Here is a 24,094-nt window from a genome sequence, read left to right on the forward strand (position 1 = left end):
AGGTAAACGTGCATGGTCGTTAAGTCCCTGAGGTGGCCTGACTCACACCTCTGCGAGCGGATCTTGGTACTCGTGTTTCACACCATGTTCACCGCGGTGAAATTGTGCAGATAGGCTGGTGTCGTTCATGAACATTTGCTTGATTAACAGTTAACGGAGATTGAAATGGGACTGACATCGGACCGCGGTCCATCATTCTTTGCGCTTCTAGCGCAGCAAGGAGAGAAGTTGGTTGACGCTTCTGCCCTTCTACGGGAAATCCTTGCAGCAGATCCGGATGATCGCCCCACGATGCGCGACCGCTTACATGACATTGAGCATGAGGCTGACGAGATCAATCACAGCTTCATCCAGAAGATCAACCAGTCTTTCGTGACGCCATTCGATCGTGAAGACATGTCCCAGGTCGCCCACCTCTTGGACGACTGCGTCGACCTGATGGACGAGGCCGGAGACTTGGTCGTTCTCTACAACATTGGTGAGATCCCCACTCCTTTTGACGACCTCATTGAACGCCAAGTCGCGGTCTTGCGTAAGTGTTCAAAGCTCACGGCAGATGCTATGCCCAAGCTTAAGAAACCCCAGAACCTCAAGGCATTCTGGCTGGAAATCAACATTCTTGAGAATCAGGGCGACCAAGTCTACCGCCGCACTCTTGCCAGCCTCTTTGATTCGGGGCTCGATCCTGTGACCATCATTAAGCTGAAGGACCTCGTCCTCATCCTTGAGAAGTGCACCGATGCCTTCGAGTCCCTTGCACACGAAATTGAAACGATCGCAGTCAAGGAATCCTGACCCGTGGACTTCAACATATTCCTCGTCGTTCTGGTCATCGGCATTGCACTGCTGTTCGACTACACCAATGGGTTTCACGACGCGGCCAACGCAATCGCGACTTCTGTCTCGACTCGTGCACTAAAGCCCAGGACTGCACTGGCCATGGCGGCCGTCATGAACCTGGTCGGCGCTCTACTTGGAACCGAGGTTGCTAAGACTATTGGTTCTGGGATTATCGATATCAACGCATTCGCCCTTTCGGATGACACTTCCATGCAGCGAGCCGGCTTGATCATCGTTATGGCCGCGCTTGTCGGAGCTGTGGTCTGGAACTACACAACGTGGTGGCTCGGGCTGCCCTCCTCGTCTTCTCACGCACTTATCGGTGGTCTGATGGGTGCGGGCCTGGCATCTGCAACGCAGGTGCACTGGGATTCGATTCTCACCCACGTCATCATCCCGATGGTCACATCTCCGGTTATCGGTTTCGTATTGGCATTCTTCTTCATGAAGGCGATTCTCGCGTGGCTGGCGAACCGTCCCTACCACCGCACCATGGCGCATTTCCGCATCCTTCAGACGTTCTCTGCCGCCGCGATGGCACTCGGACACGGTTTGCAGGACGCACAGAAGACCATGGGCATCATCGTCATGGCTCTACTGGCTGGCGGATACGGTGAGACCCACAATATCTTCGACGCAGCCACCGGAGAGATGACAATTCCACTTTGGGTCAAGCTCGCCGCTGCGACGGCGATCTCCTTTGGCACCTACTCCGGCGGGTACAGGATCATGAAAACCCTGGGGTCGAAGATGATCGATCTCGACCCTGCTCGTGGATTCGTGGCAGAGACGGTGGCCGCAGGTGTTCTCTACACCGCCGCCTACGCATTGCACGCTCCGATCTCCACAACCCAAACGATCACCGCTTCCATCCTTGGTGTCGGTGCCACCAAGAGGCTCTCCGCCGTGCGTTGGTCCGTAACCGGGAACATCATGGTCGCGTGGGTCCTCACTCTTCCGGCCGCTGCCGCGGTCGCAGCCATCATGTACTTCTTGTTCCACGCGATAATCCCGCTGTAAAGCACTCCTTCAAAACCATGCAGGTATTCCGTCCTCGTCTCCTTGCAACCTTTGTGTTGGCGCTGTTGACGCCCTTAGTTGTGGGCGGTTGTTCGACTACAGCCGAGACCCTGGACGTGGGCGACTGCTTACGGGATCCCTCCACGGGAACTAGCGGGGTGCACGTCGTCGACTGCACAGTTCCCCACCGTGGCCAGGTCGTCGGGCTTTACGAACCGGTTGGGGGGCCCTACCCGGGCGTAGATCAGCTCACGAAGGAAGCGGAAGTGCCCTGTCAGGACGCATTTCAAGAGTTTGTTGGGTCCGACCCCCTGACGTCCGTGTTCACCCTCTTCCCACTGCTCCCAACTGAAGGAGCCTGGGATAGCGGGGACACCACCGTCGCATGTATCGCCGCGGTATATGGGGACACGGCGGTTAGGTCTTCGTTCGAGGACGCCCGGAGGTAAAGACTAGGAGCCTGCTACTTGACGGCGAGCTTCGTGTAGGGCTCATGCCTCTCCACCCCGATAACCCGGGGAGAAGACGCATGGGAAACATGGACCACCAGCATCTCTGCGCGGTTCAAGTTCTTCCGCGGGGCCTCAACCAACGCCATCATCCTTCGCGGTGTGATATCTCTGATCGGCTCCAACAGAGCCGCGTATCCTGGCCGGTGAAGGCTCACAACCCGCGCCCCCTTTTTCCTACCCAGCAGCCCCTCAACGAGGGCACTTGACGGGCCCGGGTCCAGGTTCACGGCGTCCTCCGTCAAGAACTCATCCGCCTTGAACTTTGCGCCAGCAACCGCCGCATACGGGACCACCGTCTGCACGCATCGCAACCAAGTTGATGAGTGAACCACCCTGACCCCAAACGCGGACAGCAGTGGCACGAGGTCGAGGGCCTGAGCACCACCCAGTCTGGTCAACGGACGACGCGACTCATCACCACGCCATTTCGCGCGATCAACAGACTTAGCATGGCGAAGAAGAATCGTTGTTGAGGTAACAAGTTCACCGCGTCCAGCCCTATTGATGACCTCTGTCATCAACCTGCGATCCCCACGCCTGGTAAGCAGTGCCCGAGCCCGACTGGGATCAACCCACTGAACGATGTCGATTTCCTTCTTTGGAGCTCGTCTCACCGGGGTCCTCGCAGCAAGCGCGGGCCCGCTTTCAAGAATCGTTCCAGTCCAGTAGTGGACTTCCTTGAGGTGTCCCGAGCCGAGTCGATAGCGCTGCGTCGTAAGGGGAGCGCCAAGAATCACCGCGTATCCGGTCTCTTCCTCAACCTCCCGAGCGGCCGCGACCGGCACCGTCTCATTCCGTTCGGCTTTACCCTTGGGCCAACTCCAGTCCCGATACCGAGGTCGATGAACGATCAGGAACTCTAGTTCACTGGGAGACACCGGCTGCCCCGGGACAACTTTAACCCCGGGGACTGGACGCCAGACGACTGCTCCAGCGGAACGAACCAAACCCTTAGGAAAGGTCAATGTGCGACTTGCCATATGACCACTTTACCCACTGCCTGAGGGCAGACCCTACCGCCCCACCACCCTCGAAGATGCCTCCTGCATGAGTTCTGTTTGAATATCACGCAATGGTGCACCGAACTTGTCGTGAGTCCGCCGGTTCCACCGCCCGCTCTTTCGCAGGTTCCAAGCAGAGGTCGAGGGCGACGCCTCTGTCCTCACCAGCCCCGCAAGGTAGTCGGCATGCTCCCGGTTTTCGATACTCACCAGCGCTTCAACCCGCCGGTCAAGGTTGCGGTGCATGAGGTCGGCCGAGCCAATCCACACCTCTTCGGATCCGGGGGGACCGAATGCAAAAATGCGCGAGTGCTCTAAGAAGCGACCCAGAATCGACCTCACCTTGATGTTGTCCGAAAGGCCCTTCACACCTGGTTTGAGGCCGCAGATCCCACGCACAACGATGTCAACGCGGACCCCTGCCTGGCTCGCTCGGTACAGAGCATCAATGATCCGTTCGTCGACGATTGAGTTGACCTTGATCCCAATCCACGCGTCCTCGCCCGCCTGCTTCCGTCGAGCCTGTTCCTCAATGCGTTCAAGGAGTCCTGACCGGATCGACACCGGTGCGACTAAGAGCCTGCGGAACGTCGACTTCGGTGCGTAGCCAGAAAGCTGGTTGAAAAGCCTGGTCAGGTCCTGCGTGACAACGGGGTCAGAAGTGAGCAGTCCCAGGTCCTCGTAGCCGCGCGCTGTACCCGGGTGGTAGTTTCCTGTCCCCACGTGGCAGTAGCGCTTGAGGACGTCACCTTCTTGGCGAACCACCAGAGACAGTTTGCAGTGGGTCTTCAAACCGAGCATGCCGTAGACCACGTGAACGCCGGCCTTCTCTAACTTTCGAGCCCACTCGATGTTTGCCTCTTCATCAAAGCGGGCCTTCACCTCGACAATTGCCACAACTTGCTTGTTGTTGCGGGCAGCCTCAATAAGGGACGAGACAATTGGGGAGTCCCCCGAGGTGCGATACAGGGTCTGCTTGATGGCTAAGACCTGGGGGTCCCGCGCCGCCTGGCTGATGAAGTGCTGCACGGAGGTCGCAAATGAGTCATAGGGGTGGTGAAGAAGCACGTCGTGGTGACTCAGCGTGCGGAAAACATCTTGAGGCTTTGAAGACTCAACCTCTGTAAGCCCAGCCGGAGTGACGGGAACAAACGGAAGGTACTTCAACGCGGGCAGGTCGAGGTCGTGAACTTCGTTGAAGAGTGTGAAGTCCAGCGGAGGCGGCAGTTTGAAGACGTCTTCTCCATGTACCTCCAACTTCTCCGTTAGGAAGTTCAAGACAAAGGAACTCATCGCCTCTTCAACCTCAAGGCGCACTGCAGCGCCGAAGCGACGCCTGTGCAATTCTTCCTCCATCGCAGTCAGAAGGTTCTCTGCATCATCCTCTTCGACCTCGAGATCCTCATTGCGCGTGACACGGAAGGTATATGCTTCCTGAACTTCAACGCCGGGGAAGAGGTGGTCGAGGTGAGCGACAATCAGCTGTTCAATCGTCAGGAACGTTGCACCCGAATCGCGTCGAACGTACTGCTCCACACGCCCTTCACGCAACGCAGTGTCGACGTTGATGAGGCGCGGCAGAGTCTCTGGAACCCGGATACGCGCAAAGTGCCTCTTGCCGGACACGGGGTTCTTCAGAACCACCGCAATGTTCAGTGACAAACCCGAGATGTAGGGGAAAGGGTGGCTCGGATCGACCGCAAGCGGCGTTAACACTGGGAAGACGCGGTGTCTGAAGTAGGAGGAGAGCCGGTCCTGGGTGGTCTGGTCCAGGGCTTCCCATTCCGAAAAGCGGATGCCCGCTTCGGCTAAGGCTGGTCGGAACTCTTCCACAAAGCTGGCGGCTTGGCGTTCCACCAGCTCCCGCGTGCGGGCGGTAATGTGTTCAAGCACCTCGCGTGGTGGCAGCCCCGAGGCGCCGGGGCGGGCAATGCCCGCATTGATACGACGTTGCAGGCCCGCGACCCGCACCATGTAGAACTCGTCAAGGTTGGAAGAGAAGATCCCCGAAAACCACAGTCTCTCAAGTAGTGGGACTGATTCGTCCTCGGATTGTTCGAGGACGCGCTGGTTGAACGCTAGCCACGACAGTTCCCGATCCGCAAAGCGCCCGTCTGGCAGCGGGTGTTCCAGGCCCAGTGGGACAGAAGTGTCGACCGGCATGCCCGTGGGGATCAGTGTTCCCGCATCATCCCAATCATCATCAACGAGTGATGCCTCGTCGAGGTCGTACTGCGCGTCCTCATGTTCTTCGCCAACCAAAATGTCACTATCGGCGGGAAGGAAGAGCTCCGAGGCGCGGGCCGTTTCAAGCTTAAGCCGCGCTTGCTCGTCCTCGGCTAAGGCGTCTCCTGCTGCTCCCGCGTCCGCTGCGTCGCCAGCTTCCTCTAATGCATCTTCATCGCCCTGAATGGTCGGGGCATCGTCCACTGTCATTTCTTCCTCTGCAACGGCGGTATAAGGGGGTTTCTAGCGGCGTCGGCTTGGTCAGTCGAGTGTCCCTGCTGCTGCCTGCTGGGCACTCTCATCCAGTTCCCGCGCCGTGTCAAGGAGCGCCTGGGGGCGCCGCGTGACGGTGTGTGCGAGGACGTGGTTTTCTTCCGTGATCCACTCAGGTCCAAAGCGTACTCCCATAGCCATGACACGCATGGCCTGGGCGGCACTTTCAAGGACAGCCGCCAAATCGTCCTCGTTCGCGTAGCCCGCCAGCACACCTTCGACACCGCGAATGATCTCTTCTAGCGGGGGCTGGTCGTGGACGTCCACACCTTTACTAGCGAGGGCGTCCAAACCTTCCTGGTAGCGGTCATTAAGGATTTCGGGGTTGAGCTGACTCCACTGCCAGAGCAAATAGATGCGCCACAGCGCGCCGGGCAGTGTGAACTCTGGCGACTTCGACCAGGCAGCCGCAATGATGTCAACACCCTCAGCCCGCACGGACTCTCTGAGCTTGGCTACGGCCGCCACATCAAAGTCAGCATTTGGAACCCCGAGTAGCGCCCAAGCGGTGGTGTGCGCAATTTCTGATTCCGCCGCAGGGTCCTCATCTCCGACGATTGCTTCGGCCTCCGCTTGATCAAGGGATGCGGGGCGGCGGAATGAGCGTTCAGACATGGGATCCTCCTAGTGCCAGGAATGTTACGTAGCACTCAATTGTATGGCACGAACGGCTTTTACGGTGTCCCGAACTGCGTCAGGATCAGTTCCGCTCCCATCGGGTCCGGGCGCTCGAAAATGTACTTCGCGCAAATGGGCTTCTTCAACGACCCAGCCGATGTTGTGTGCACGCAGCCCACCTGAGCCAATAATGGCAAGGTGGTCCCCGGCCTGCTCCCGCAGCGCACGAAGACCGCCGATATCGGCTACTCCGGCGCCTCCCCCGGTCGTGAGAACGCCGTTGTAGTCGAGGTCGATCAGCATCCTCAGGGCCGCGGCGTGGTCCGCGGTTTCGTCAAAGGCGCGATGGAAGACGAGGTCGTGCGTCCGCGCTGCCTTGCGCCAAAGTCTGGCGCCTTCCACATCAACCTGGGGGCCATCTTCACCGTGGGCCAATCCGCCAACCACGAACCCCAGGGGAACCCCCGACCCATCAAAGCGGCCGGCGATCGTGGCGATGAGCTTTGCTTGCTCTTCCGCTTGCGCGGAGGTGAGGAAGAACGACGTGGGGTTCTCACGAACCAGGATCCGCAGTCCTAGCCGGGGGGCACATTCCATTGCCGACTCTATGGTCTCCAGACTTGGGGTGAGGCCGCCGCACCACAGTTCGTGGCACAGCTCAACGCGGTCCCCTCCGCCCTCACGGGCCACCTTTACGCCTTTGACACTGTCAACACAAACCTCAACAATCGTCATTGTCCTGCGCCTTCCCGGCTCTTCATCCGCGTATCATCCACGTCCTCAAAACGATACCCAACACCGCGGATTGTCGTGATGAGACGACGCTCAACATCCCCTGGACTTATGCGGGAGCGGAGGCGCTTGACATGTACGTCAAGCGTGCGCTGATCACCAAAGAAGTCCGCCCCCCACACCTGGTCAAGAAGGTGCGCCCGGGTGACAACGCGGCCCGCATTGGCCATCAGTTCTCGCAAGAGCTGGAACTCCTTAAGTGGAAGGTCAACCTCGTCCCCGTTAACCTTCACCAGGTGACGTCCCGAGTCAATTGATACAGCACCCACCGTCAGCACCTCGTCCTCGTCGGTAATCGCGTCCACAACCGAAGATTTCGAGCGGCGCATCACGGAACGGATCCTGGCGATGAGCTCCCGTGATGAATACGGCTTGGTCACGTAGTCGTCCGCACCAACTTCAAGGCCGACAACCTTATCTACCTCAGCGGCCCGCGCGGTAAGCATGATGATGGGTACTTCTGAGGTGAGACGAATCCGCTGACACACCTCTACGCCCGACATTTCGGGCAGCATGACATCAAGAAGGATGAGGTCCGGCTCCTTGCGAGCAAACTCTTTGAGCGCAGCGACCCCGTCACCGACCGTCTTGACTTTGAATCCTTCCTCCTCAAGGAGAAAAGCGAGCGGCAGGGCGATTGCCGGCTCATCTTCAACAAGTAGTAAGCGTTTTCTCACGAGCTTCCTTCCGAATCACAACAGTGGGCAGTGGCGAGTTTCATGTCAGCGGCTCTGCGGTAGCTGGAACCGACAGGGTAAAGGTCGCCCCTTCCCCAGGTTGGGAAACAACTGTTGCATCGCCCCCCATGTGGCGTGCAGTGTTGCGAACAATGGAAAGCCCCAGCCCCGTTCCGCCTGCTTTGCGAGTGCGTGCGGAGTCAAGCCGGTAGAAACGCTGGAAGATCTGCTCCTGCAACTCATGAGCCACGCCGGGACCCTGGTCTGCCACATGAACGGAGACGAGGCCGTCTGCCACATCCACCGAAACACTTATGGGTGCGCCAGCCGGAGAGTACTGAATAGCGTTCTCCACCAGGTTTCCAACGGCAACCTCAAACCACTGCTTGTTGCCTTGGACAAGGAAGGGACCCGGAGAGATCGGCTGAAGATACTCGATCTGTACTCCAACCTGGTCAGCTAGAGAAAGGTGAGAGGCCACCACGTACTCGACCGACTGTGCCGCATCGAAGACCTGCAGGTTGCGGTCGTCATCGGTTGACGAAGAGACTTCTTGAACCTCCGAGAGCCTGACAATGTCCCTGGTCAGTGACGTAAGCCTGTCCGCCTCTTCAACCAGTGACTTGGAGAAGACTTCGGTGGTACTGCCCTTCTTCGCAGTCTTGACAATCGCCTCGGCCAAGAGAGAGATGGCGGCCGCGGGAGTGTTGAGCTCGTGGCTGGCATTTGCGATGAAATCCTCCCGCATCGCAGCTGTTCTGTAACGCTCAGTTTGGTCAATGACGATGGCGACAGTCTTCTTGCCTGGAAGCGCCATGACGTAAATGTCCTCGGGATACTCAGCACTTGCGGGTCGGGACGTGGCCTCCCCGCTCAGGAGCGCGGTCATCAGAGCGCGTTGGAACCACTCTTGACGCCTAACGCGCCGCACCAGGTCCTCACTGCTCACAAAAGCTGGATTCACGTAGGTTTGTCGCAGAGATTCGCCGAAGACTACTGCAGGCATCGGGATCGACTCTAAGAGAGCCTCCGTGGTGGGATCCAACTCATCGACCGGTCGCGGGGCGGACCGGGACGTCAACCTTCCCCTGTTAACTAGTATGAGGAGCACCAGACAGGCCAGTGCCAGGCCTACCCCCAAGGCGATGAGCATCGCCATCGACTGCGATTGCATACCCCCATAGTAGGGGCCCCGCACAACTCTTATAGCCTGTGGTCTAGCCCACACGCAAGGCTTCAACAAGTCTTCACCCAGTGTTCACGCGGAGTTCACATTTGCTACAGGGCGTGTTCACACGACGTGGCCAAACTGAAGTCATGAGCAAACGAAATAACGTTCTACGTATCGCGGCCCTCGCGGCTGCCCTCCCTCTTGCCCTTGCAGGTTGCGCAGCAAATGAGGGTTCGACCTCTACCCCAGAGTCAGGGGCCGCCGGATCCACTGATACCGCGGAGTCGTCCTCAAGCATTTCCGGAACCTATGGTGGTGCGGGCGCCTCCTCACAGGAAGCGGCCCAGGCGGCGTGGATTGCGGCATTCCAAACCGACAACGCGGACGTCACAATCAACTACAACCCTGTTGGCTCAGGCGCGGGCCGCAAGCAGTTCATGGAGGGTGCCGTTGCATTCGCCGGCTCCGATTCGTACCTCTCTGATGAGGAGCTTGAGGGCACCTTTGCCGCTTGTGCTGCCGATTCAAAGGCTCGCAGCCTCCCCGTTTACATCTCCCCCATCGCAGTTGCCTTCAACCTAGAAGGTAATGACTCCCTCAACCTTGACGCAGACACCATCGCGCGTATCTTCAAAGGTGAAATCACCAACTGGAGCGACGACGCAATCGTCTCACTGAACCCGGGTGCAACACTGCCTGATCAGGCAGTCACCGTTGTCTACCGCTCAGATGATTCCGGTACAACAAAGAACTTCGCAGCCTACTTGGGTGCAAATGCTGGCGATGTTTGGGATGCAAAAGCCGAAGATAAGTTCCCCTTCAGCTTCGCTGGAGCCGAGGGCGCGCAGGGCACCTCCGGAGTGGTTGAGGCCCTCTCCACGGGAACAGGAACCATCGGCTACGCGGACGCCTCAAAGGTCTCCAGCCTTTCCACTGTCGCTCTGAAGGTTGGCGAGGAGTTCGTTCCTTACTCAGCCGAAGGAGCTGCCAAGGTCGTCGAGGTCTCTCCTGTTGCTGAGAACCGTCACGACGGTGACGTAGCAATCGACCTAGACCGCACCACCACCGAGTCGGGCGCCTACCCGCTAGTGCTGGTTTCCTACCTGCTTGTCTGTGACACCAACAAGGACGAAGCGACAACCGAGTTCATCAAGGCTTACGCAGGCTACATCGCAAGCGAAGCCGGTCAGCAAGCAGCAGCCGAGGGCGCAGGCTCCGCACCTCTTTCTGCCGCGACCCGCGAACTGGTCCAGGCCTCCATTGAGTCCATCAAGTAACGAACCCCTTGCGGGGCCGGGTGTGCGGACTTTCCGCCCGGCCCCGCATTCGGGTGCCATCACCACGAGCGCGCAAAGGTAGAACAGATGTCCACCATCGCACAGCGTCCAACCTCAGGCTCCCCCACCCCGGGAGATGTCGCGACGACAAAGAAAGAACCAAAGCGCAACAATCGCTTCGCCGACATGTCCTTCAAAGGTCTTGCTGTTGGCGCTGGCGTCCTCATCCTTGTTGTGCTCGGCTTTGTCACCGTCTTCCTTCTGGCCGAAGCATGGCCGGCTTTCGTCGCCGGAGACCAGGTTGGTGTCAACGAGCCGCAGACGATTTGGCAGTACGTGGCACCATTCGCCTTTGGAACCGTCTGGGTTGCCGCTATCGCCCTTCTGCTGGCTACCCCGGTAGCGATCGGGATTGCGCTCTTCATTTCTCACTACGCACCCAAGAAGATCGCGGCCCCTTTGGGATATCTCGTTGACCTTCTGGCTGCTGTCCCTTCGGTTGTTTTCGGCCTCTGGGGCATTCAGGTCCTCGCGCCCTTCCTGCAGCCTGTCTATGTGTGGCTGACAACCTACCTCGGGTGGATCCCACTCTTCACCGGTCCGGCTTCCGGAACCGGACGTACCGTCCTTACCGTGGCCCTTGTTCTTGCCGTGATGATCCTTCCGATCATGACTGCCGTGTGCCGCGAAGTCTTCCTGCAAACCCCGAAACTTCAGGAAGAAGCAGCTCTCGCACTCGGCGCCACTCGCTGGGAAATGATCCGCATGGCGGTGCTTCCAGGCGCCACCAGCGGCATTATTTCCGCGATGATGCTGGGGCTAGGACGCGCCCTCGGCGAAACAATGGCAGTTGCCATGGTCCTTTCCCCGGCAGCCCTGATCTCATTCGCGTTGGTCACCACGCAGAACCCCAACACGATCGCAGCCAACATCGCACTGAACTTCCCAGAGGCCTTCGGTCTTCGGATCAATACCCTGATTGCAACCGGTTTGGTGCTGTTCGCAATCACCCTGGTAGTCAATATGGGCGCCCGCTGGGTTATCTCCCGCCGCGCCGCATTCTCAGGAGCAAACGCATGAGTGAAGATATCGCCTCCCCAAAGGCATCTTCTTCGAAAGCGAAGAAGCAGAAGCCCAGCGCACTTGAGGTCGCCGGGCCAGAGATCTTGGCGGAGATCATCTCCCTGCCCGAGTTGGAGCATGACTCTCACCGCAGCGTTGCTCTTCCGCCCCCTCGCTCACCATTTGCCGTCGATAAGTCCGACGTTCATCTCAAGAGGCGCCGCCAGAAGGATAGGGTGGCAACGGTCCTGGTCTACGCCTCCTTCGCCCTCGCAATGGTCCCGCTTCTGTCCCTGATGATCACCGTGATTTCACGCGGCATCAACCGGTTCGACGTCACATTCTTCACCAACTCGATGCGCAACGTGGTTGGCGAGGGCGGAGGCGCGCTTCACGCCCTCGTCGGCACTCTTGAAATCACGGGGTTGGCAGCGGTGATCTCCGTACCAATCGGCCTCATGACCGCGATCTATCTGGTTGAGTACGGCCGAGGACGTCTGGCGAAGGCCGTGACGTTCTTCGTCGATGTCATGACCGGTATCCCATCGATTGTCGCCGGCCTCTTCGCCTATTCCTTGTTCCTCTTGGTCTTTGGTCCTGGGTCACAAAACGGTGTGGCCGGCGCCGTGGCGCTCTCCGTCCTGATGATTCCTGTCGTCGTTCGCTCTTGCGAAGAAATGCTGCGACTGGTTCCCAACGAACTTCGCGAAGCATCCCTAGCACTTGGGGTCCCGCGGTGGAGGACCATCACCAAGGTTGTCCTCCCCACCTCGATTGCGGGCATCACCACGGGCGTCATGCTGGCAATCGCGCGTGTCATCGGTGAAACGGCACCTCTCCTGGTCACCGTTGGCCTAACGCAGTCGATGAACTACTCGCTGACAGACGGCCCCATGATGACCCTTCCCGTGTTCGCCTACAACTCTTACATGTCCCAGGGCGTTGACGCGGCAGCCTACGTGGACCGCGCATGGACTGGCGCCCTCACCCTAATCTTGATCGTTATGGCACTGAACCTGGTTGCGCGACTCATCGCCGCCAAGTTCGCACCGAAAGGAAACCGCTGAACATGGCAATGCAGATTGATACAGAAGACCTGGATGTTTACTACGGGGACTTCCTAGCAGTCGAGGGCGTTTCGATGACAATTGCTCCACGCTCTGTCACCGCCCTCATCGGCCCGTCGGGATGCGGTAAGTCCACGTTCCTGCGGACGCTGAACCGCATGCATGAAGTGATTCCTGGGGCTCGCGTCGACGGGTCCGTAAAGATCAATGGCGAAGACCTCTACGGTTCCAAAGTTGATCCGGTTGACGTTCGCCGCAAAGTGGGAATGGTCTTCCAGCGGCCCAACCCCTTCCCCACTATGTCCATTGCTGACAACGTGCTGGCGGGAGTCAAGCTGAACGGCGGGCGCCTCCCCAAAGCCGAGGCCGACGCGATCGTTGAGAAGGCGCTTCGCGGCGCGAACCTGTGGGAAGAGGTCAAGGACCGCCTCGACAAGCCCGGTTCGTCGCTTTCAGGTGGCCAGCAGCAACGCCTCTGTATTGCACGTGCAATCGCCGTTGAGCCTGACGTGATCCTAATGGATGAGCCCTGCTCCGCCCTCGACCCGATCTCTACGATCGCCATTGAGGAGCTCATTGAGCAGCTTAAAGCCGATTACACGATCGTCATCGTCACTCACAACATGCAGCAGGCGGCACGCGTTTCAGACCGCACTGCCTTCTTCAACCTTGCCGGGGCGGGCAAGCCCGGCAAACTGGTTGAGTATGACGATACGTCGCTGATTTTCTCAGCACCCAAGAACAAGCAGACTGCGGACTACGTGGCGGGCCGCTTCGGATAGGCTCACGCTCTTCAACGCGGGCGCCCGCCTTGGCCCCACCGGCCCAAACGCGCCCCGGCGCCAATGCGGCTCCCTCACCAGCCCAACCTGGCGCCCAAACGCGCCCCGGCGCCCAGCCAGCGTGAAATGTATATGGTGGGATGAAATGTGCGTCTGGGGTAGGTACCCGAGACGCACATTTCGCCCCCACGTATACATTTGGTGGGAGGCGGCCGTGGAGAGGCGAACCTCAGCTCTCGTGACGCGAAACCCGGCCGAAACCCGGCCCGCAAATCGGCCCGGGCGCGAGTGCAGGCGCCAGGCCCGAGCCCTACGCTCGCGGGCGCGGGCCTCGCGCTACACGGGTCTAGACTGCATTCCACCTGACCTGGCGGCCCAGCGTGCCGGCAAAGTCCTCAAGTGGTTGCGCTTCAAGATCCGAGAGCTCCTCTTTCAGTCTCTCCAGTCGCTCCACATAGACCTCTCTACGGTCTTCCGTCGCACCGTGCGGGCGGGACACGAAGTCTTCGACAGCCGCAGCCGACCGCTTCAGGAGGGCAACGTGCTGGTCCTTCTCAGACTGCAACCGTTCCCTGTACCAGTCTGAGGCCAGTACGGCCTCACGATCAAACTGCCTGCGGAACTCGTCATCCTGCAAGGTCAACCCATCGGAAGTCTGACCGTTTGCCATCACCTCAAGCAGTGCACGAATCGGCGGCACACCCAATGCGATGGTTCCGTCATCAATGTATGACTGCGCTACGCGGCGATGAGTCTCAACGATTGTTGCCACCGACTCCGCGTAAACGTCCTCGCCTTGCAGCTCCGGACTCAACATTTCCGGGGTGAAGACCAGGTCGGGGTGCAGGAAAATGCGGCCGAAGTACTTCGTAGCAAAGCGCTTTGTCATGCGGTACCCCAAGCGGCTCGCCTCTACCTCTTGACCGTCAACCACAATGTTTGGCACGGGTTCGAGGGCGCCCTCGGCAATCAGGTTCCTAGCCGAACGCTCCTCGTCCGACATGCGGGAAAACACTTCGGGGATCAACATCGAAATATCGTGATCCACGCGTACCTTGGGTCCCACGTAACCAGCGCTTGAAAGCCAACCGTCGTAGCCCGTCAATGCGAACGAGAGCAGCGCGGCATTTAGGTCAATGATTGAGGGAAGCGCATTGAACGGTCCCTTCGTCATCGCACCTTCGGAACCGGCACCCGTCGTCGAGGGCGATTTGCCTGTCATCGAGGAAATGAATTCCATGAACAGCTCCGGGAGCTCCATGTAGTGCAGCGGCCCGTAGGAAGCGAGCGGCGGCACGCCCTCGTCAGCCGGGTTGTTGCGGCGTCCTGCCACGACAATATCCACGGGCAGTTCAAACTCTGCGTCCATCGGCACCTTAGCGAAGAGCCGCGATGCGAGATCCGCACTTGCCGTCGCTTTCGGATGGGCCAGGTCGGGTCGAACCTGCAAGTAGCGGGGGTTCTTAGAAGGCTTCCCATCGACGATGCGCGGCTGGGCTGATGACACCACGTAAGCTGGTTGATCTTCCGGACCATACGCGGCCCTGAGAAGGATGTCCCGCATCGGCTTGGTGAACTGGCTGAATCCCACCGCGTCATCAACGATCGCGACCGCCTGCCCACGGGTGAGCGGCTCATAGTTGCTAAGGAAGACATGCGGGCCTGCAATATCCTTCTCTGCCTGCTTATCGTAGCCTCGGTTGATGGCTTCATCGGGACGTTGGAACAACAGGTTCTCGCAGTTCTTCACGTACTTCCGCGACTTAGCGCCGTTCTTCCCTGGGACCACGATGCTCGCAGTGATGTCGTCCTCGGTCTGTACTTTGCCCGCGGGATGGAAATCGTAACGCAAGCCGAAGAGACGCCATGATCCGTCGGTCTCATACCCGACGCGCAGCATCGACACGCGCACCTTGCCACGATCGGTGTGCACCAGCGTGCCCTTGCGGCCATTGACCATGCCGGTAGTGAAATGCGATGCCCAATCGTCACCCCATTCAGGCTGGTAGTAACGCTTGACGATCAGCACCAACTCCATGATGTAACCCGGGACTGTCGCGAGCCACTCGTTGTATTCATCCGTGTAGTCGGGGCTGGGCGTCAGTAGTTTGACGACCGACCCCACAGAACGCAGGTCAGAGAGGATGGGTCGACTTGTGTCGCTGATGTTCGCCTCATCGATGAAACGATCGGTGAAGTCCATCTTGAGGATTTCGGCAACCTTCGCCATATCTTTGTCGAAGTCGGGGGCATACGAATCACCGTTGATGACCGCATCGGAAATCGCCTTGGAGATTTCTGACTTGCCGCCACCTGAGACGGTTGCTGGCTTGTGGCAGGTCGTCGACCTCGAAGATGAACCAATCAGTGTCCACTGCGATTGGTCATTCTCAAGTTGGGCCAAGTGGATCTGATACCCGTCCGGGGCAACGTAAATCTTGCCGTAGCGCAGCGGGATGCAACGCTTCTTCCCGTCCTGCTCCCAAGTAATCGTGTTCGTCCATAGGCTGTACGTGGCGCCGGCGGGGACGAGGACGTTCCTCTCGTCCTCCATGTCCAGCACGTAACCTTCGGGCTGCGCAACAAAACGCTGGGGGTCGCGCCATACGACCTCGGCCAACGTGTAGGACGGGTCGGACTCTTTGTCGGTGTAGTTCGGACCCAGGTTGTAGCGCGGGTAGACGCGAGCGCCACCAGCGTGCTCTTCTTCCACCTCACCAAACAGGTTCGCGGAGTAAGAGATCTGTGCCTTGACTTCCTTCTTGCAGTACCCGAAGTAGTTGTCAGCAATCACCGTGGTGATGACGCCGCGTTCATCCCGAGCGCACACCTTGAATGCGCTACCACCGTTGTAGAGTTCGTCGGAATCTTTCCAGCACTGCCCGTCGCGGCGTTGACGTTCCGTAGCGTCCTCCCACCGTGGCAGACCCAGTTCCTTCTTGGTGAGTTTGGTGAGGTGGGGGGCGAGGACGACCAGGCCCGTGGTGCCGGTCCAGGTGTCTGGGTCGAGGGAGGCGTCAAACTCGGGGACGTAGGGATCGCCACCATTGCCGAAGATGCCCTCAACAAAGTCCAGGTTGGCAACCAGCGAGCCGGGGGCAATAAAGCGAACTTCCATTGTCCTTTCGCCACTAAAACCAGGTACCTCAGGAACGACGATGGGGCGCAGCAGAAGGGAAACCCATGCTCCCACCGGGTCTTCCGAATCGGTTGTATAGGGAAGAACCTTTGCTTCCTCAGGCGGGAGAAAGGCGTGTTCCATCAGTCGGCCAAATACAGCCCGGGGAACCTCGATCTTGTCGTCTTGGACCGGCAGTCCCCCATCCGCAATGTGGAAGACGCCCTTGGTGGTGCGGCGGTCATTGGCGGGGTTATGGAGGACTCCGTTAAGAGTGCGGTACGACGTGAGAAGATCGGATTTGAAAACGTCACCTTCGATCGGCAACGACAGGGTTCGCGCTAGGCCCGGTTGGTCGAGGACGAAGGTGACCCGCGGCAGTTGTGGGGACACCCCGGTACCGTCGAGGTAGGAGTCTAAGAACGCCTGGATTCTCCCATCCACGGCTGAGAGGCGGTGCGAGAGGCGCCGGTCCAACTCACGTTGTCGCGCAATGATTGGTTTGACCAACTGCGCTTCGTCGGTTGCGTGCGAATCCGTCGGGGTTGGAAGCCCAAGTAGGCTCAGGCGGAGGTTTACTGCAGCGATATCCAAATTGTTCTCCATGCCACAAGCTTAAGCCCCAAAGCCGATCGGCGCCTGAACTACTCGGGTTGGTTGGCCCGTTGTTCACTATGCGCTCACGAAACGGATCACGCCGGTCGGTATGGTGGCTGTATGCCTACACCCCACCTACCCGCAGACGACCAGAAACCAAGTCGAACCCCTCCAGTCGACATCTTCCTCATTCGGCATGGACAAACCGAAGCCAACATTGCACTGCAAATGTCCGGGTGGATGGAAACGCCGCTCACGGAAGTGGGCATGGAGCAAGCTCGTGCCACGGGGCGTGCTCTGGCGCGGCGAGGGGGAAATGCAGCGGAAGTCTTGCCGATCGACAGGATGCTCTCGTCCGACCTCGGTCGCGCGCTGCACACTGCCCGGTTGGTTGCCGGTGAAGTCGGTGAACCTGAGATCGACCTGGTTCCAGAGCTTCGCGAATGGAACTTCGGGGCGTACGAGGGCGCAACCCTGGAGGCAATGTGGCACGCGATCTTTGACCAGCTGGGCATCCAACCAACCTCGGCTGGAGAAGTGGGAGCGAATTTTTGGACTCACATGAGGCATGCCGCGGCAGAGGGTTTTGATGAACCAGCAGTGATGACCGCGTTGGCGCGAGCAGATGCAAGCGGCGGAGCCAACACCTGGGAGCAGTTTCTTGAGCGAGCCGAGCAATCTCTTCTGCGCATCCGTCTTGAAGCTGAAGCCTTGGCACAGCAGCGCGTGTCCGGGTCCGGTGGCGGGGAAGACCCGGCACTGCCGCGACCGAACCCCTCCCTCGCGGTCGTGTCACACGGCGCCTTCATCCGCACGCTTCTGTCCCTGATGGATCCCGTGCAGTATGCGGGGGAACCCATTGCGAATGCTGCGGTCTGTCACCTGCGCTACTCTCCCAATCCAGGATTTGCCCTGGTGCGCACGAATGTCAGCGCTGAGGACTGGTAGACCGACGCGTTACGCCCGCCCGGCCTAACTGTGCGGGTGTAGCGAGACGGTAAGTAGTAGGACCGAATCCTCGTGGGCTTCAACTCCGTGCACAGCGGGCGGAATGAGGGCGAAGTCGCCCTCGGAGAGGTTCTCAGAGGTTCCCGTCTCAGCGTTTGTCAGGAGGACGTTTCCCCGCAGGACTTGCAGCGTAGCTTCACCCGGGCTCTCGTGGTCTGCCAGGCCACATCCGGCCTTGAGAGCAATCACTGTCTGACGCAGGTGACGTTCGTGACCCCCGTAGATGGTGTTCCCGGAGCGGCCACTCTTGGAGGCGCGGGCGTTTTCCAGTTCGAGGGCGCCCAGTTCTGTGAGTGAGATCATATTTTCAGCCTAGTCCACACCGGCACCCTTGTGGTCTGAGGAACAGAAAAAACCGCCACTCTGCCTAGATTTCTGAGGTTTTGATCACCTGTTTTTGGAGGTCCCGGCGGGGCTCTGGCGCACCCCCTCAATCGGCTCAGAAATCACTGTGACACAGTACCGTGACGGCGATTACCCACCCTGGAACAAACAGTCAAGCCGGAATAAAATCTCATCGATTGATTGAAGTATTTGGGGCTTGACACCCCGGAGGAGCACTACCATGGCAAGGAAATCTCTCTCAGAGATGCCGAATGTAGTAGGCAAACCAAAGTTCACCGCCAACGTCTTCGCCAATATCTTGGTGGTTGTGGCGATCATTGCTATCCCACTCATGTACGGGGGGATCCTCTCTTCCGCATACCAGGATCCCCTGGAGCGGATGGGTCACATTCAGGCCGCTGTTGTGAATGAGGATCAGCCGTTTGACGCAGATCTCGTGTCGGGATCAAACATGGTGGTTGATGTCGGTCAGATGCTCACGGACGCCCTCGTCCACCCTGAAGACGGGGAAGACACGGGCTTCACTTGGGAAGAAATGAGTGCAGACCAGGCCGAACGTGCCATGAAGTCCCAGTCGGTGCGCGCCGTCCTCTACATCCCGGCCGGGCTTTCAGAGGAGGTGTCCCAGATCGGCACCGTCAGTGCTGCTGACACCGTTTCCGCGCGGCTGAACCTGGTCACCGACGACGGAATCAACTATCTGTCCGGAACCCTGGCTCGAACCGTCGCCGCAACTCTGCAGGACAGGGTTAGCTCGGAAGCCTCCTCCATATATGCGGAAGCGCTTCTGGAGTCGCTGGGGACAATCCGCACCGGCATGGGAACGGCTGTGGACGGCTCGACCGCGCTAGCAGATGGATCCACCGTACTAGCTGACGGTCTGACCGAACTGGACGAGGGCGCCCGCGCGGCCGCCGCCGGGGCAACGCAACTGGACTCTGGTGCAGGTGAGCTAGCATCCGGGACGAACACCCTGGCAGACAAGGTTCCCGAGCTACAGACCGGGGTGTCGGCATTGGGTGCGGGCTCTTCGGCACTCGCGAGCGGTGCAGCCACCCTTAGCGGCGGGGTCAATCAGTACACCGCGGGGGTTGACCAAGTGGCTGCTGGAACAGCAACCCTGCGCGCTCAGACACCGTCCTTGCAAGCAGGGATTTCCTCTCTCCAGACAGGCTCGGCACAACTTGCCGCTGGGAGTTCCCAGTTGGATGAGAGCTTCAAGCAGATCAGCGAACCTGTCGCGCAGCTTGCGCCGCTCCCGGGAGAGATTCGCGACTTGGTGACAGGCGTGTCCAATAGTATCGATGCGGTCTATCAACAGTGCGTGGCACTACACGGTGAGACCGATCCTCTATGCCGACTTGTGGCGCAGATGGCGTCGGGCAAAGGTCAAATCGTCGACAAGGTTGATCAGGTTGCAGGAAAGGCCGATGAAGCCATTGCCGGAGTTGCGGCTGCCCAGACGGGCATGGATCAAATCGCAGCAGCATCCGCTCAGGTCAACCAGGGCCTAACTGCACTCCAGGCTTCGGTTGGAACGACCTCGGACACCGCGGCCAGCCAGACTATCCTGGGCGGCGTTAACTCCATAGACGACGGGCTCGGGACGCTATCGGGGACCTCCGCGACCCTGCGCGGTGGCGCCAACGAGCTCGCCTCGGGAAGCAAGGCCCTTGAGGCAGGTGTGGGCACTCTTCAGGAGAAGGTTCCCACGTTGGTTTCCGGCGTTGATGCACTCAACTCGGGCGCAGGAGCCCTCGCGGCCGGAGCCACCGACCTGTCGACCGGCCTGAACTCTCTGTCCGCGGGCGCATCCTCGGCCGCAAGCGGGTCGTCTGCACTTGCAGCGGGAAGCGCGCAACTTGAGGAAGGGCTGGTAGCGGGCCAAGAGCAGATCCCCGACTACTCGCAAACAGAAGCAACACAGATTGCTGAAACCTCTTCACACCTGGTCCAAATCGACCCCGTCAGAGAACGCGAAGTCAACAACACCGGTGCGGGATTCTCTCCGATGTTCATTTCACTGGCATTGTGGATTGGTGGAATCGCAATCTTCCTGGTCCTTCCCGCCCTCGACCGCCGTCCCGGCCCGGGTGAAACCTGGTGGATGGCGGCGGCACGTCCTGCAGCAACGGCATCCATTCTGGCTGTAGTTCAGGCTACAGCTGCAGTGCTGGGGACCAACTGGCTGGTTGAGCTGCACGCCGTCAATGTGGGGGCCATGCTCGGCATCGGCATTCTCGCCTCTTTGACGTTTGTCGCGGTTAACCAGGCTTGCGTCGCGACACTGGGCTACCGAGGAAGATTCGTGTCAATCGTCCTCTTGCTGATACAGATTGCCTCCATGGGTGCGACGTTCCCGATAGAGACGATGCCAGCGTTCTTCAACTGGGTGCATCCATTCCTTCCAATGACATACACCCAGCTTGCTTTCCGCTCCGCGATTGCAGGTGGAGGTGTTCCGGGAATTATGGGTTCGACCGTCGCGATTCTCTTGGCTTGGCTGGTGATCTGCGCAGCTCTGGTTCTGCTTGCGGCGTACCTGCGCACTAGGAACCATCCGCTCCCCTATGACGCCGCACTGCTGCCGGACAACTACCCGGCCGAGGACGAGGTCGGAGTCGCAACGCTTGCGGGACGTCGCGACATCAAGAGAGAATTGCTTGCGTTCGCACAGGCCCGGCTTGCCGCGTTTGGTGTTACAGCCAGCCAGAACTCTACTTTGGGAACCCTCGGTCCAAAATCTACAACGGACGACCGCGCTACGCGCCAACGCGGGGCAAATCCAACGTTGGAAGTCAACCCACTGGTCACTGTGTCGGATGCTGGTAGTAGAGTGGAGGAAGCGGGCGTTCACGTCCACGGACGTCCAACTGAGGATCAAGTCTTGGGGCAGTAAACGCGCCCTGAGCGGATTGAAAGGGAAGACAAAATGAAGGAAGCAAGCACAACGGTTACCTCCGCACTGCAGCAGAGCCTGGTTGATCTGATTGCCTTGGAACTGCAGTCGAAGCAAGCACACTGGAACATTCGTGGAGCATCGTTCCGGTCGCTTCACTTAGCTCTTGACGAAGTGGTGGCTGCTGCACGCAGCACCCTCGATGAAGTTGCTGAGCGCCTAGGACAGGTTGGTGGTTTCCCCGATGGCCGCGCCGCTACAGTTGCCCGCGACACGATCTTGAGTGAGATTGATGAGGGGATGTTGGAATCCGATAAGGCCTACCAGTTGATGGCTGAGAAGGTTCAGCAGGTCTCTGACAATATCAAGGGGTTCATTGAGCCTGTTGACGAAGAGGACCCGGTCTCTGGTGATCTTCTGATCTCTACCTCTGCGGCACTTGATTTGCAGGCCTGGTTCTTGCGTTCGGCGGTTTAGGTTACAGTTCCAGTCTCTAATCACGACGGTCTTACGAATCAAATTTGAGTTTCAGATTAAACTCCTGGGCGACCCTGCTGTCGTTCGCCCAGGAGTTTTCCTTACGGCCTTACTGAACTTCTTGATCGTGGCGGCTGCCCTCTACTTCTTCGTCGTCGTGCCAATCAACGCGATGAACAAGAGGAAGGACGCGATGCTCGACCTCGAAAAGACCGAAGATGACACTGAAGTTTCGCCAGAGGTCCTCCTGCTGACTGAGATCCGCGATTCACTGAAGACCAGCAACTAGGTTGTCACTTTCCGCAGCGTAAGGAATGACCCTGAGGAAAGTGCAACGATGAGGATCAGCAGCCAGCCCGCCACACTCATCGGTGTTTGACCCACGACCCAGGTGAGCACTGCCGGCCACCACTGAAAATAGGTAATCAACGCAATGACGCCGACCAGGACTAGGCCGAGGCCCAGGGAGATGGCAACAATGACCACCGTGCCCCAGCGCTTGTAGATGGTTGCCATCCACAAACCGATCAGGAACATGACAAGGGCAAGTGCTGCAACCGACAGAATCATTGCAAGCCAACCTGTGTTGAGAAGCCAGGGGATCGCGAAGACCAGAGTATCAACGCCCCATCCACTGGTTGCCTGTTCAATGAGTGCTAGGACGAGGAAGACCACTCCAAACGCTAGTGAGAACAGAATGAAGGTCGCCAAGGTCCCCAAGAAGTAGTCACGCCTGGTCACGGACATGGCCTGAGAAAATGGGAACGTCAGTGACAGGGCCTGAACCCCAACCACGATGAAGTACCACAGTGGCGCCTGAGCGGCTCCGGTAATCATCACACCGTCGTTTGGGACGACGAGGCCGAGGAGGATGACGATCAGAAGCGACCCCCCAAGGACCATGAGGGGGACACCGATGAATGTCCACCGGTTTACCAGTTGCAGTCGCATTACCTTACTGATGTAGTTCATGCTGTTTCTCCCCTCTTGCTTGCCTTGGCGGAGCCATTGCCGCTGAACTCAGCGGAACGGTTGCCCAGCGTCTTGCGGACTATCAGTTGCTGTAAGGAAACCGGCACAATCTCAACCCCCAGCAGCGCTGCCTTCTGCGCGTCTTCTTCACTAAGCGGCTCAGAAACAGTCATCTGGGCAAAAGACCCGATGGACTCCGAATAGAGGACCGGCTTGCTCCCAACAAACTCGCGAACCGCAACCCCGGGCCCAACGGCGGTATAAGCGCTGCCGCGGATCGATTCCGTGTTGTCGTTCATGATGATTCGCCCATGGTCGAGGACGATGACGTGCTCAAGCAGGTTGGCGACCTCGTCGATCAGGTGTGAGGAAAGGACAATGGTGCGCGGATGCTCGGCATAGTCCTGCAACAGACGATCGTAGAAAATCTGTCGGGCTACTGCGTCTAGCCCCAGGTAGGGCTCGTCGAAAAACGTCAGTTCGGCCCGGGATGCCAGTCCGATAATGACCCCAACTGCGGACAGTTGTCCACGGGATAGCTTCTTGATGGTGCGGGTCATGGGCAGTTCAAAGTCTTGGATGAGTGTCTCGCAGAGCCCCTGATCCCAGTTTTCAAAGAACATGGCGGCCGCCTTGAAGGCGTGCTTGGGGGTGAAATCTTCCGGGTATTTCTGGGATTCGCGAATGAAGCACAGTCGACTGAGGACTCTGGAGTTCTCAAATGGGGGCTGCCCAAACACTTCGACGACACCATCAGTTGGGAAGTTCTGCGCTGTGAGGATCGACATGACGGTGGTCTTACCAGCGCCATTTCGCCCCAGCAAACCGTAGATGCGTTTGGCTTCGAGGGTGAAGGAGATGTCGTCAAGTGCGACATTATCTCTGTACTTTTTCGTTAGATTGCGGGCACGCGCCACAACTTCGGTCATTGGTCACTCCCTTTCTGCGGAGGGGGCGGTTGGTGTCCCCTGTTGGAGACCTGGTGTTTCACGGAGATGAGGGGCTACCTCATCAATCAGTTTGTGGAGCTCAGCGGATGTCAGTCCAAGGCTTGCGGCTTCGATCAGCATGGGCTCCAGGTAGTCGCGCGAGAACCGCGCGCGTCGCTTTTCCATGAGGCGTTCGCGCGCTCCGGGTGAGACGAACATTCCGATCCCGCGGCGTTTGTGGAGGATTCCGTCCTCGACCAACAAGTTGATGCCCTTGGCGGCAGTGGCAGGGTTAATGCGGTACATGGCCGCGAACTCATTGGTAGAGGGAACCTGGCTCTCTTCACCCAGGTTTCCCGCAACAATGTCATTCTCAATCATCTCTGCAATCTGCAGGAAAATCGGTCGACCATCGCTGAACACAACCACCT

At 58.8% G+C, this 24,094-nt stretch carries 22 protein-coding genes; 11 read left to right on the plus strand and 11 right to left on the minus strand.

What is annotated here, in order from left to right; genetic code table 11:
• The first annotated feature begins 165 nt into the window (after positions 1-165).
• Genes H2O65_RS09290 through H2O65_RS09300 form a run of 3 tightly spaced genes read left to right on the plus strand, consistent with a single transcriptional unit; the run spans position 166 to position 2,309 of the window.
• The gene (locus H2O65_RS09290) at positions 166-795 is read left to right on the plus strand and encodes a DUF47 domain-containing protein (RefSeq protein ID WP_182141426.1); all 630 of its coding nucleotides are present in this window, start codon (positions 166-168) and stop codon (positions 793-795) included.
• A gap of 3 nt (positions 796-798) precedes the next feature.
• A complete protein-coding gene (locus H2O65_RS09295; RefSeq protein WP_182141427.1) occupies positions 799-1,860 on the plus strand; it encodes an inorganic phosphate transporter in 1,062 nt (353 codons plus the stop codon).
• Between the two features lie 17 nt (positions 1,861-1,877).
• Entirely contained in the window at positions 1,878-2,309 is a 432-nt protein-coding gene (locus H2O65_RS09300) for a septum formation family protein (protein ID WP_182141428.1), read from the plus strand.
• Positions 2,310-2,323: 14 nt separating this feature from the next.
• On the opposite strand, the gene H2O65_RS09305 is transcribed toward H2O65_RS09300, so the two are convergent.
• Genes H2O65_RS09305 through H2O65_RS09330 form a run of 6 tightly spaced genes read right to left on the minus strand, consistent with a single transcriptional unit; the run spans position 2,324 to position 9,133 of the window.
• The gene (locus tag H2O65_RS09305; RefSeq protein WP_182141429.1) at positions 2,324-3,352 is read right to left on the minus strand and encodes an NUDIX hydrolase; all 1,029 of its coding nucleotides are present in this window, start codon (positions 3,350-3,352) and stop codon (positions 2,324-2,326) included.
• Between the two features lie 33 nt (positions 3,353-3,385).
• Positions 3,386-5,809, minus strand: a complete 2,424-nt coding sequence (locus tag H2O65_RS09310; RefSeq protein WP_182141430.1) for an RNA degradosome polyphosphate kinase — start codon at positions 5,807-5,809, stop codon at positions 3,386-3,388.
• A gap of 51 nt (positions 5,810-5,860) precedes the next feature.
• Complete coding sequence (locus H2O65_RS09315) at positions 5,861-6,487, minus strand: hypothetical protein (protein WP_182141431.1); 627 nt, start codon at positions 6,485-6,487, stop codon at positions 5,861-5,863.
• A gap of 24 nt (positions 6,488-6,511) precedes the next feature.
• Positions 6,512-7,225 carry a copper homeostasis protein CutC gene (locus H2O65_RS09320; RefSeq protein ID WP_182141432.1) on the minus strand — a complete coding sequence of 238 codons (714 nt, stop codon included), beginning with the start codon at positions 7,223-7,225 and terminating at the stop codon, positions 6,512-6,514.
• Complete coding sequence (locus H2O65_RS09325; RefSeq protein ID WP_182141433.1) at positions 7,222-7,959, minus strand: response regulator; 738 nt, start codon at positions 7,957-7,959, stop codon at positions 7,222-7,224. Before H2O65_RS09325 ends, H2O65_RS09320 begins: the two co-directional genes overlap by 4 nt.
• 40 nt (positions 7,960-7,999) lie before the next feature.
• On the minus strand, positions 8,000-9,133 hold the full coding sequence (locus tag H2O65_RS09330) for a cell wall metabolism sensor histidine kinase WalK (RefSeq protein WP_182141434.1): 1,134 nt from the start codon (positions 9,131-9,133) through the stop codon (positions 8,000-8,002).
• Positions 9,134-9,276: 143 nt separating this feature from the next.
• Between H2O65_RS09330 and H2O65_RS09335 the strand changes: the two genes are divergently transcribed.
• The 4 genes from H2O65_RS09335 to pstB all read left to right on the plus strand — a co-directional run bounded on the left by H2O65_RS09335 (position 9,277) and on the right by pstB (position 13,318).
• Positions 9,277-10,407: a phosphate ABC transporter substrate-binding protein PstS gene (locus tag H2O65_RS09335; protein WP_182141435.1), complete on the plus strand. Its 1,131-nt coding sequence runs from the start codon at positions 9,277-9,279 to the stop codon at positions 10,405-10,407.
• Between the two features lie 87 nt (positions 10,408-10,494).
• Positions 10,495-11,487, plus strand: a complete 993-nt coding sequence (pstC, locus tag H2O65_RS09340; protein WP_182141436.1) for a phosphate ABC transporter permease subunit PstC — start codon at positions 10,495-10,497, stop codon at positions 11,485-11,487.
• Complete coding sequence (gene pstA, locus H2O65_RS09345) at positions 11,484-12,536, plus strand: phosphate ABC transporter permease PstA (protein ID WP_182141437.1); 1,053 nt, start codon at positions 11,484-11,486, stop codon at positions 12,534-12,536. The genes pstC and pstA overlap by 4 nt, the downstream gene beginning before the upstream one ends.
• 2 nt (positions 12,537-12,538) lie before the next feature.
• On the plus strand, positions 12,539-13,318 hold the full coding sequence (pstB, locus tag H2O65_RS09350) for a phosphate ABC transporter ATP-binding protein PstB (protein ID WP_182141438.1): 780 nt from the start codon (positions 12,539-12,541) through the stop codon (positions 13,316-13,318).
• A gap of 346 nt (positions 13,319-13,664) precedes the next feature.
• Here the strand turns inward: pstB and H2O65_RS09355 are convergent, their stop codons facing one another.
• Positions 13,665-17,042: a hypothetical protein gene (locus H2O65_RS09355; protein ID WP_220458744.1), complete on the minus strand. Its 3,378-nt coding sequence runs from the start codon at positions 17,040-17,042 to the stop codon at positions 13,665-13,667.
• A gap of 111 nt (positions 17,043-17,153) precedes the next feature.
• Between H2O65_RS09355 and H2O65_RS09360 the strand changes: the two genes are divergently transcribed.
• Complete coding sequence (locus H2O65_RS09360; protein ID WP_182141439.1) at positions 17,154-17,981, plus strand: histidine phosphatase family protein; 828 nt, start codon at positions 17,154-17,156, stop codon at positions 17,979-17,981.
• A gap of 24 nt (positions 17,982-18,005) precedes the next feature.
• On the opposite strand, the gene H2O65_RS09365 is transcribed toward H2O65_RS09360, so the two are convergent.
• Positions 18,006-18,344, minus strand: a complete 339-nt coding sequence (locus H2O65_RS09365) for a LuxR family transcriptional regulator (RefSeq protein WP_182141440.1) — start codon at positions 18,342-18,344, stop codon at positions 18,006-18,008.
• Between the two features lie 262 nt (positions 18,345-18,606).
• Here H2O65_RS09365 and H2O65_RS09370 point away from each other — a divergent pair, with 262 nt between their 5' ends.
• From H2O65_RS09370 to H2O65_RS09380, 3 genes are read left to right on the plus strand one after another with little or no spacing between them, the layout of a single operon-like run.
• On the plus strand, positions 18,607-21,285 hold the full coding sequence (locus H2O65_RS09370) for a YhgE/Pip domain-containing protein (protein ID WP_182141441.1): 2,679 nt from the start codon (positions 18,607-18,609) through the stop codon (positions 21,283-21,285).
• A 33-nt stretch (positions 21,286-21,318) separates the two neighbouring features.
• Entirely contained in the window at positions 21,319-21,762 is a 444-nt protein-coding gene (locus tag H2O65_RS09375; protein WP_182141442.1) for a Dps family protein, read from the plus strand.
• Positions 21,725-22,051 carry an MscL family protein gene (locus H2O65_RS09380; protein WP_259349514.1) on the plus strand — a complete coding sequence of 109 codons (327 nt, stop codon included), beginning with the start codon at positions 21,725-21,727 and terminating at the stop codon, positions 22,049-22,051. The genes H2O65_RS09375 and H2O65_RS09380 overlap by 38 nt, the downstream gene beginning before the upstream one ends.
• On the opposite strand, the gene H2O65_RS09385 is transcribed toward H2O65_RS09380, so the two are convergent.
• From H2O65_RS09385 to H2O65_RS09395, 3 genes are read right to left on the minus strand one after another with little or no spacing between them, the layout of a single operon-like run.
• The gene (locus H2O65_RS09385) at positions 22,048-22,734 is read right to left on the minus strand and encodes a hypothetical protein (protein ID WP_182141443.1); all 687 of its coding nucleotides are present in this window, start codon (positions 22,732-22,734) and stop codon (positions 22,048-22,050) included. The two genes, H2O65_RS09380 and H2O65_RS09385, sit on opposite strands and share 4 nt — an antisense overlap.
• A complete protein-coding gene (locus tag H2O65_RS09390; RefSeq protein WP_182141444.1) occupies positions 22,731-23,663 on the minus strand; it encodes an ABC transporter ATP-binding protein in 933 nt (310 codons plus the stop codon). Before H2O65_RS09390 ends, H2O65_RS09385 begins: the two co-directional genes overlap by 4 nt.
• Before the next feature lie 3 nt (positions 23,664-23,666).
• Positions 23,667-24,092 carry a GntR family transcriptional regulator gene (locus H2O65_RS09395; RefSeq protein ID WP_259349515.1) on the minus strand — a complete coding sequence of 142 codons (426 nt, stop codon included), beginning with the start codon at positions 24,090-24,092 and terminating at the stop codon, positions 23,667-23,669.
• Positions 24,093-24,094 lie beyond the last annotated feature (2 nt).

Origin of the sequence: Schaalia sp. JY-X169, assembly GCF_014069575.1 — a bacterium.
Lineage (GTDB): Bacteria > Actinomycetota > Actinomycetes > Actinomycetales > Actinomycetaceae > Scrofimicrobium.

What these genes read in the sequence shown, in the direction of transcription:
- H2O65_RS09290 (WP_182141426.1), top strand. Translation starts at nt 166, where the DNA reads ATGGGACTGACATCGGACCGCGGTCCATCATTCTTTGCGCTTCTAGCG.
- H2O65_RS09300 (WP_182141428.1), top strand. Translation starts at nt 1,878, where the DNA reads ATGCAGGTATTCCGTCCTCGTCTCCTTGCAACCTTTGTGTTGGCGCTG.
- H2O65_RS09305 (WP_182141429.1), bottom strand. Translation starts at nt 3,352, where the DNA reads ATGGCAAGTCGCACATTGACCTTTCCTAAGGGTTTGGTTCGTTCCGCT.
- H2O65_RS09310 (WP_182141430.1), bottom strand. Translation starts at nt 5,809, where the DNA reads ATGACAGTGGACGATGCCCCGACCATTCAGGGCGATGAAGATGCATTA.
- H2O65_RS09315 (WP_182141431.1), bottom strand. Translation starts at nt 6,487, where the DNA reads ATGTCTGAACGCTCATTCCGCCGCCCCGCATCCCTTGATCAAGCGGAG.
- H2O65_RS09320 (WP_182141432.1), bottom strand. Translation starts at nt 7,225, where the DNA reads ATGACGATTGTTGAGGTTTGTGTTGACAGTGTCAAAGGCGTAAAGGTG.
- H2O65_RS09330 (WP_182141434.1), bottom strand. Translation starts at nt 9,133, where the DNA reads ATGCAATCGCAGTCGATGGCGATGCTCATCGCCTTGGGGGTAGGCCTG.
- H2O65_RS09335 (WP_182141435.1), top strand. Translation starts at nt 9,277, where the DNA reads ATGAGCAAACGAAATAACGTTCTACGTATCGCGGCCCTCGCGGCTGCC.
- pstC (WP_182141436.1), top strand. Translation starts at nt 10,495, where the DNA reads ATGTCCACCATCGCACAGCGTCCAACCTCAGGCTCCCCCACCCCGGGA.
- pstA (WP_182141437.1), top strand. Translation starts at nt 11,484, where the DNA reads ATGAGTGAAGATATCGCCTCCCCAAAGGCATCTTCTTCGAAAGCGAAG.
- pstB (WP_182141438.1), top strand. Translation starts at nt 12,539, where the DNA reads ATGGCAATGCAGATTGATACAGAAGACCTGGATGTTTACTACGGGGAC.
- H2O65_RS09355 (WP_220458744.1), bottom strand. Translation starts at nt 17,042, where the DNA reads ATGGAGAACAATTTGGATATCGCTGCAGTAAACCTCCGCCTGAGCCTA.
- H2O65_RS09360 (WP_182141439.1), top strand. Translation starts at nt 17,154, where the DNA reads ATGCCTACACCCCACCTACCCGCAGACGACCAGAAACCAAGTCGAACC.
- H2O65_RS09365 (WP_182141440.1), bottom strand. Translation starts at nt 18,344, where the DNA reads ATGATCTCACTCACAGAACTGGGCGCCCTCGAACTGGAAAACGCCCGC.
- H2O65_RS09370 (WP_182141441.1), top strand. Translation starts at nt 18,607, where the DNA reads ATGGCAAGGAAATCTCTCTCAGAGATGCCGAATGTAGTAGGCAAACCA.
- H2O65_RS09375 (WP_182141442.1), top strand. Translation starts at nt 21,319, where the DNA reads ATGAAGGAAGCAAGCACAACGGTTACCTCCGCACTGCAGCAGAGCCTG.
- H2O65_RS09385 (WP_182141443.1), bottom strand. Translation starts at nt 22,734, where the DNA reads ATGAACTACATCAGTAAGGTAATGCGACTGCAACTGGTAAACCGGTGG.
- H2O65_RS09390 (WP_182141444.1), bottom strand. Translation starts at nt 23,663, where the DNA reads ATGACCGAAGTTGTGGCGCGTGCCCGCAATCTAACGAAAAAGTACAGA.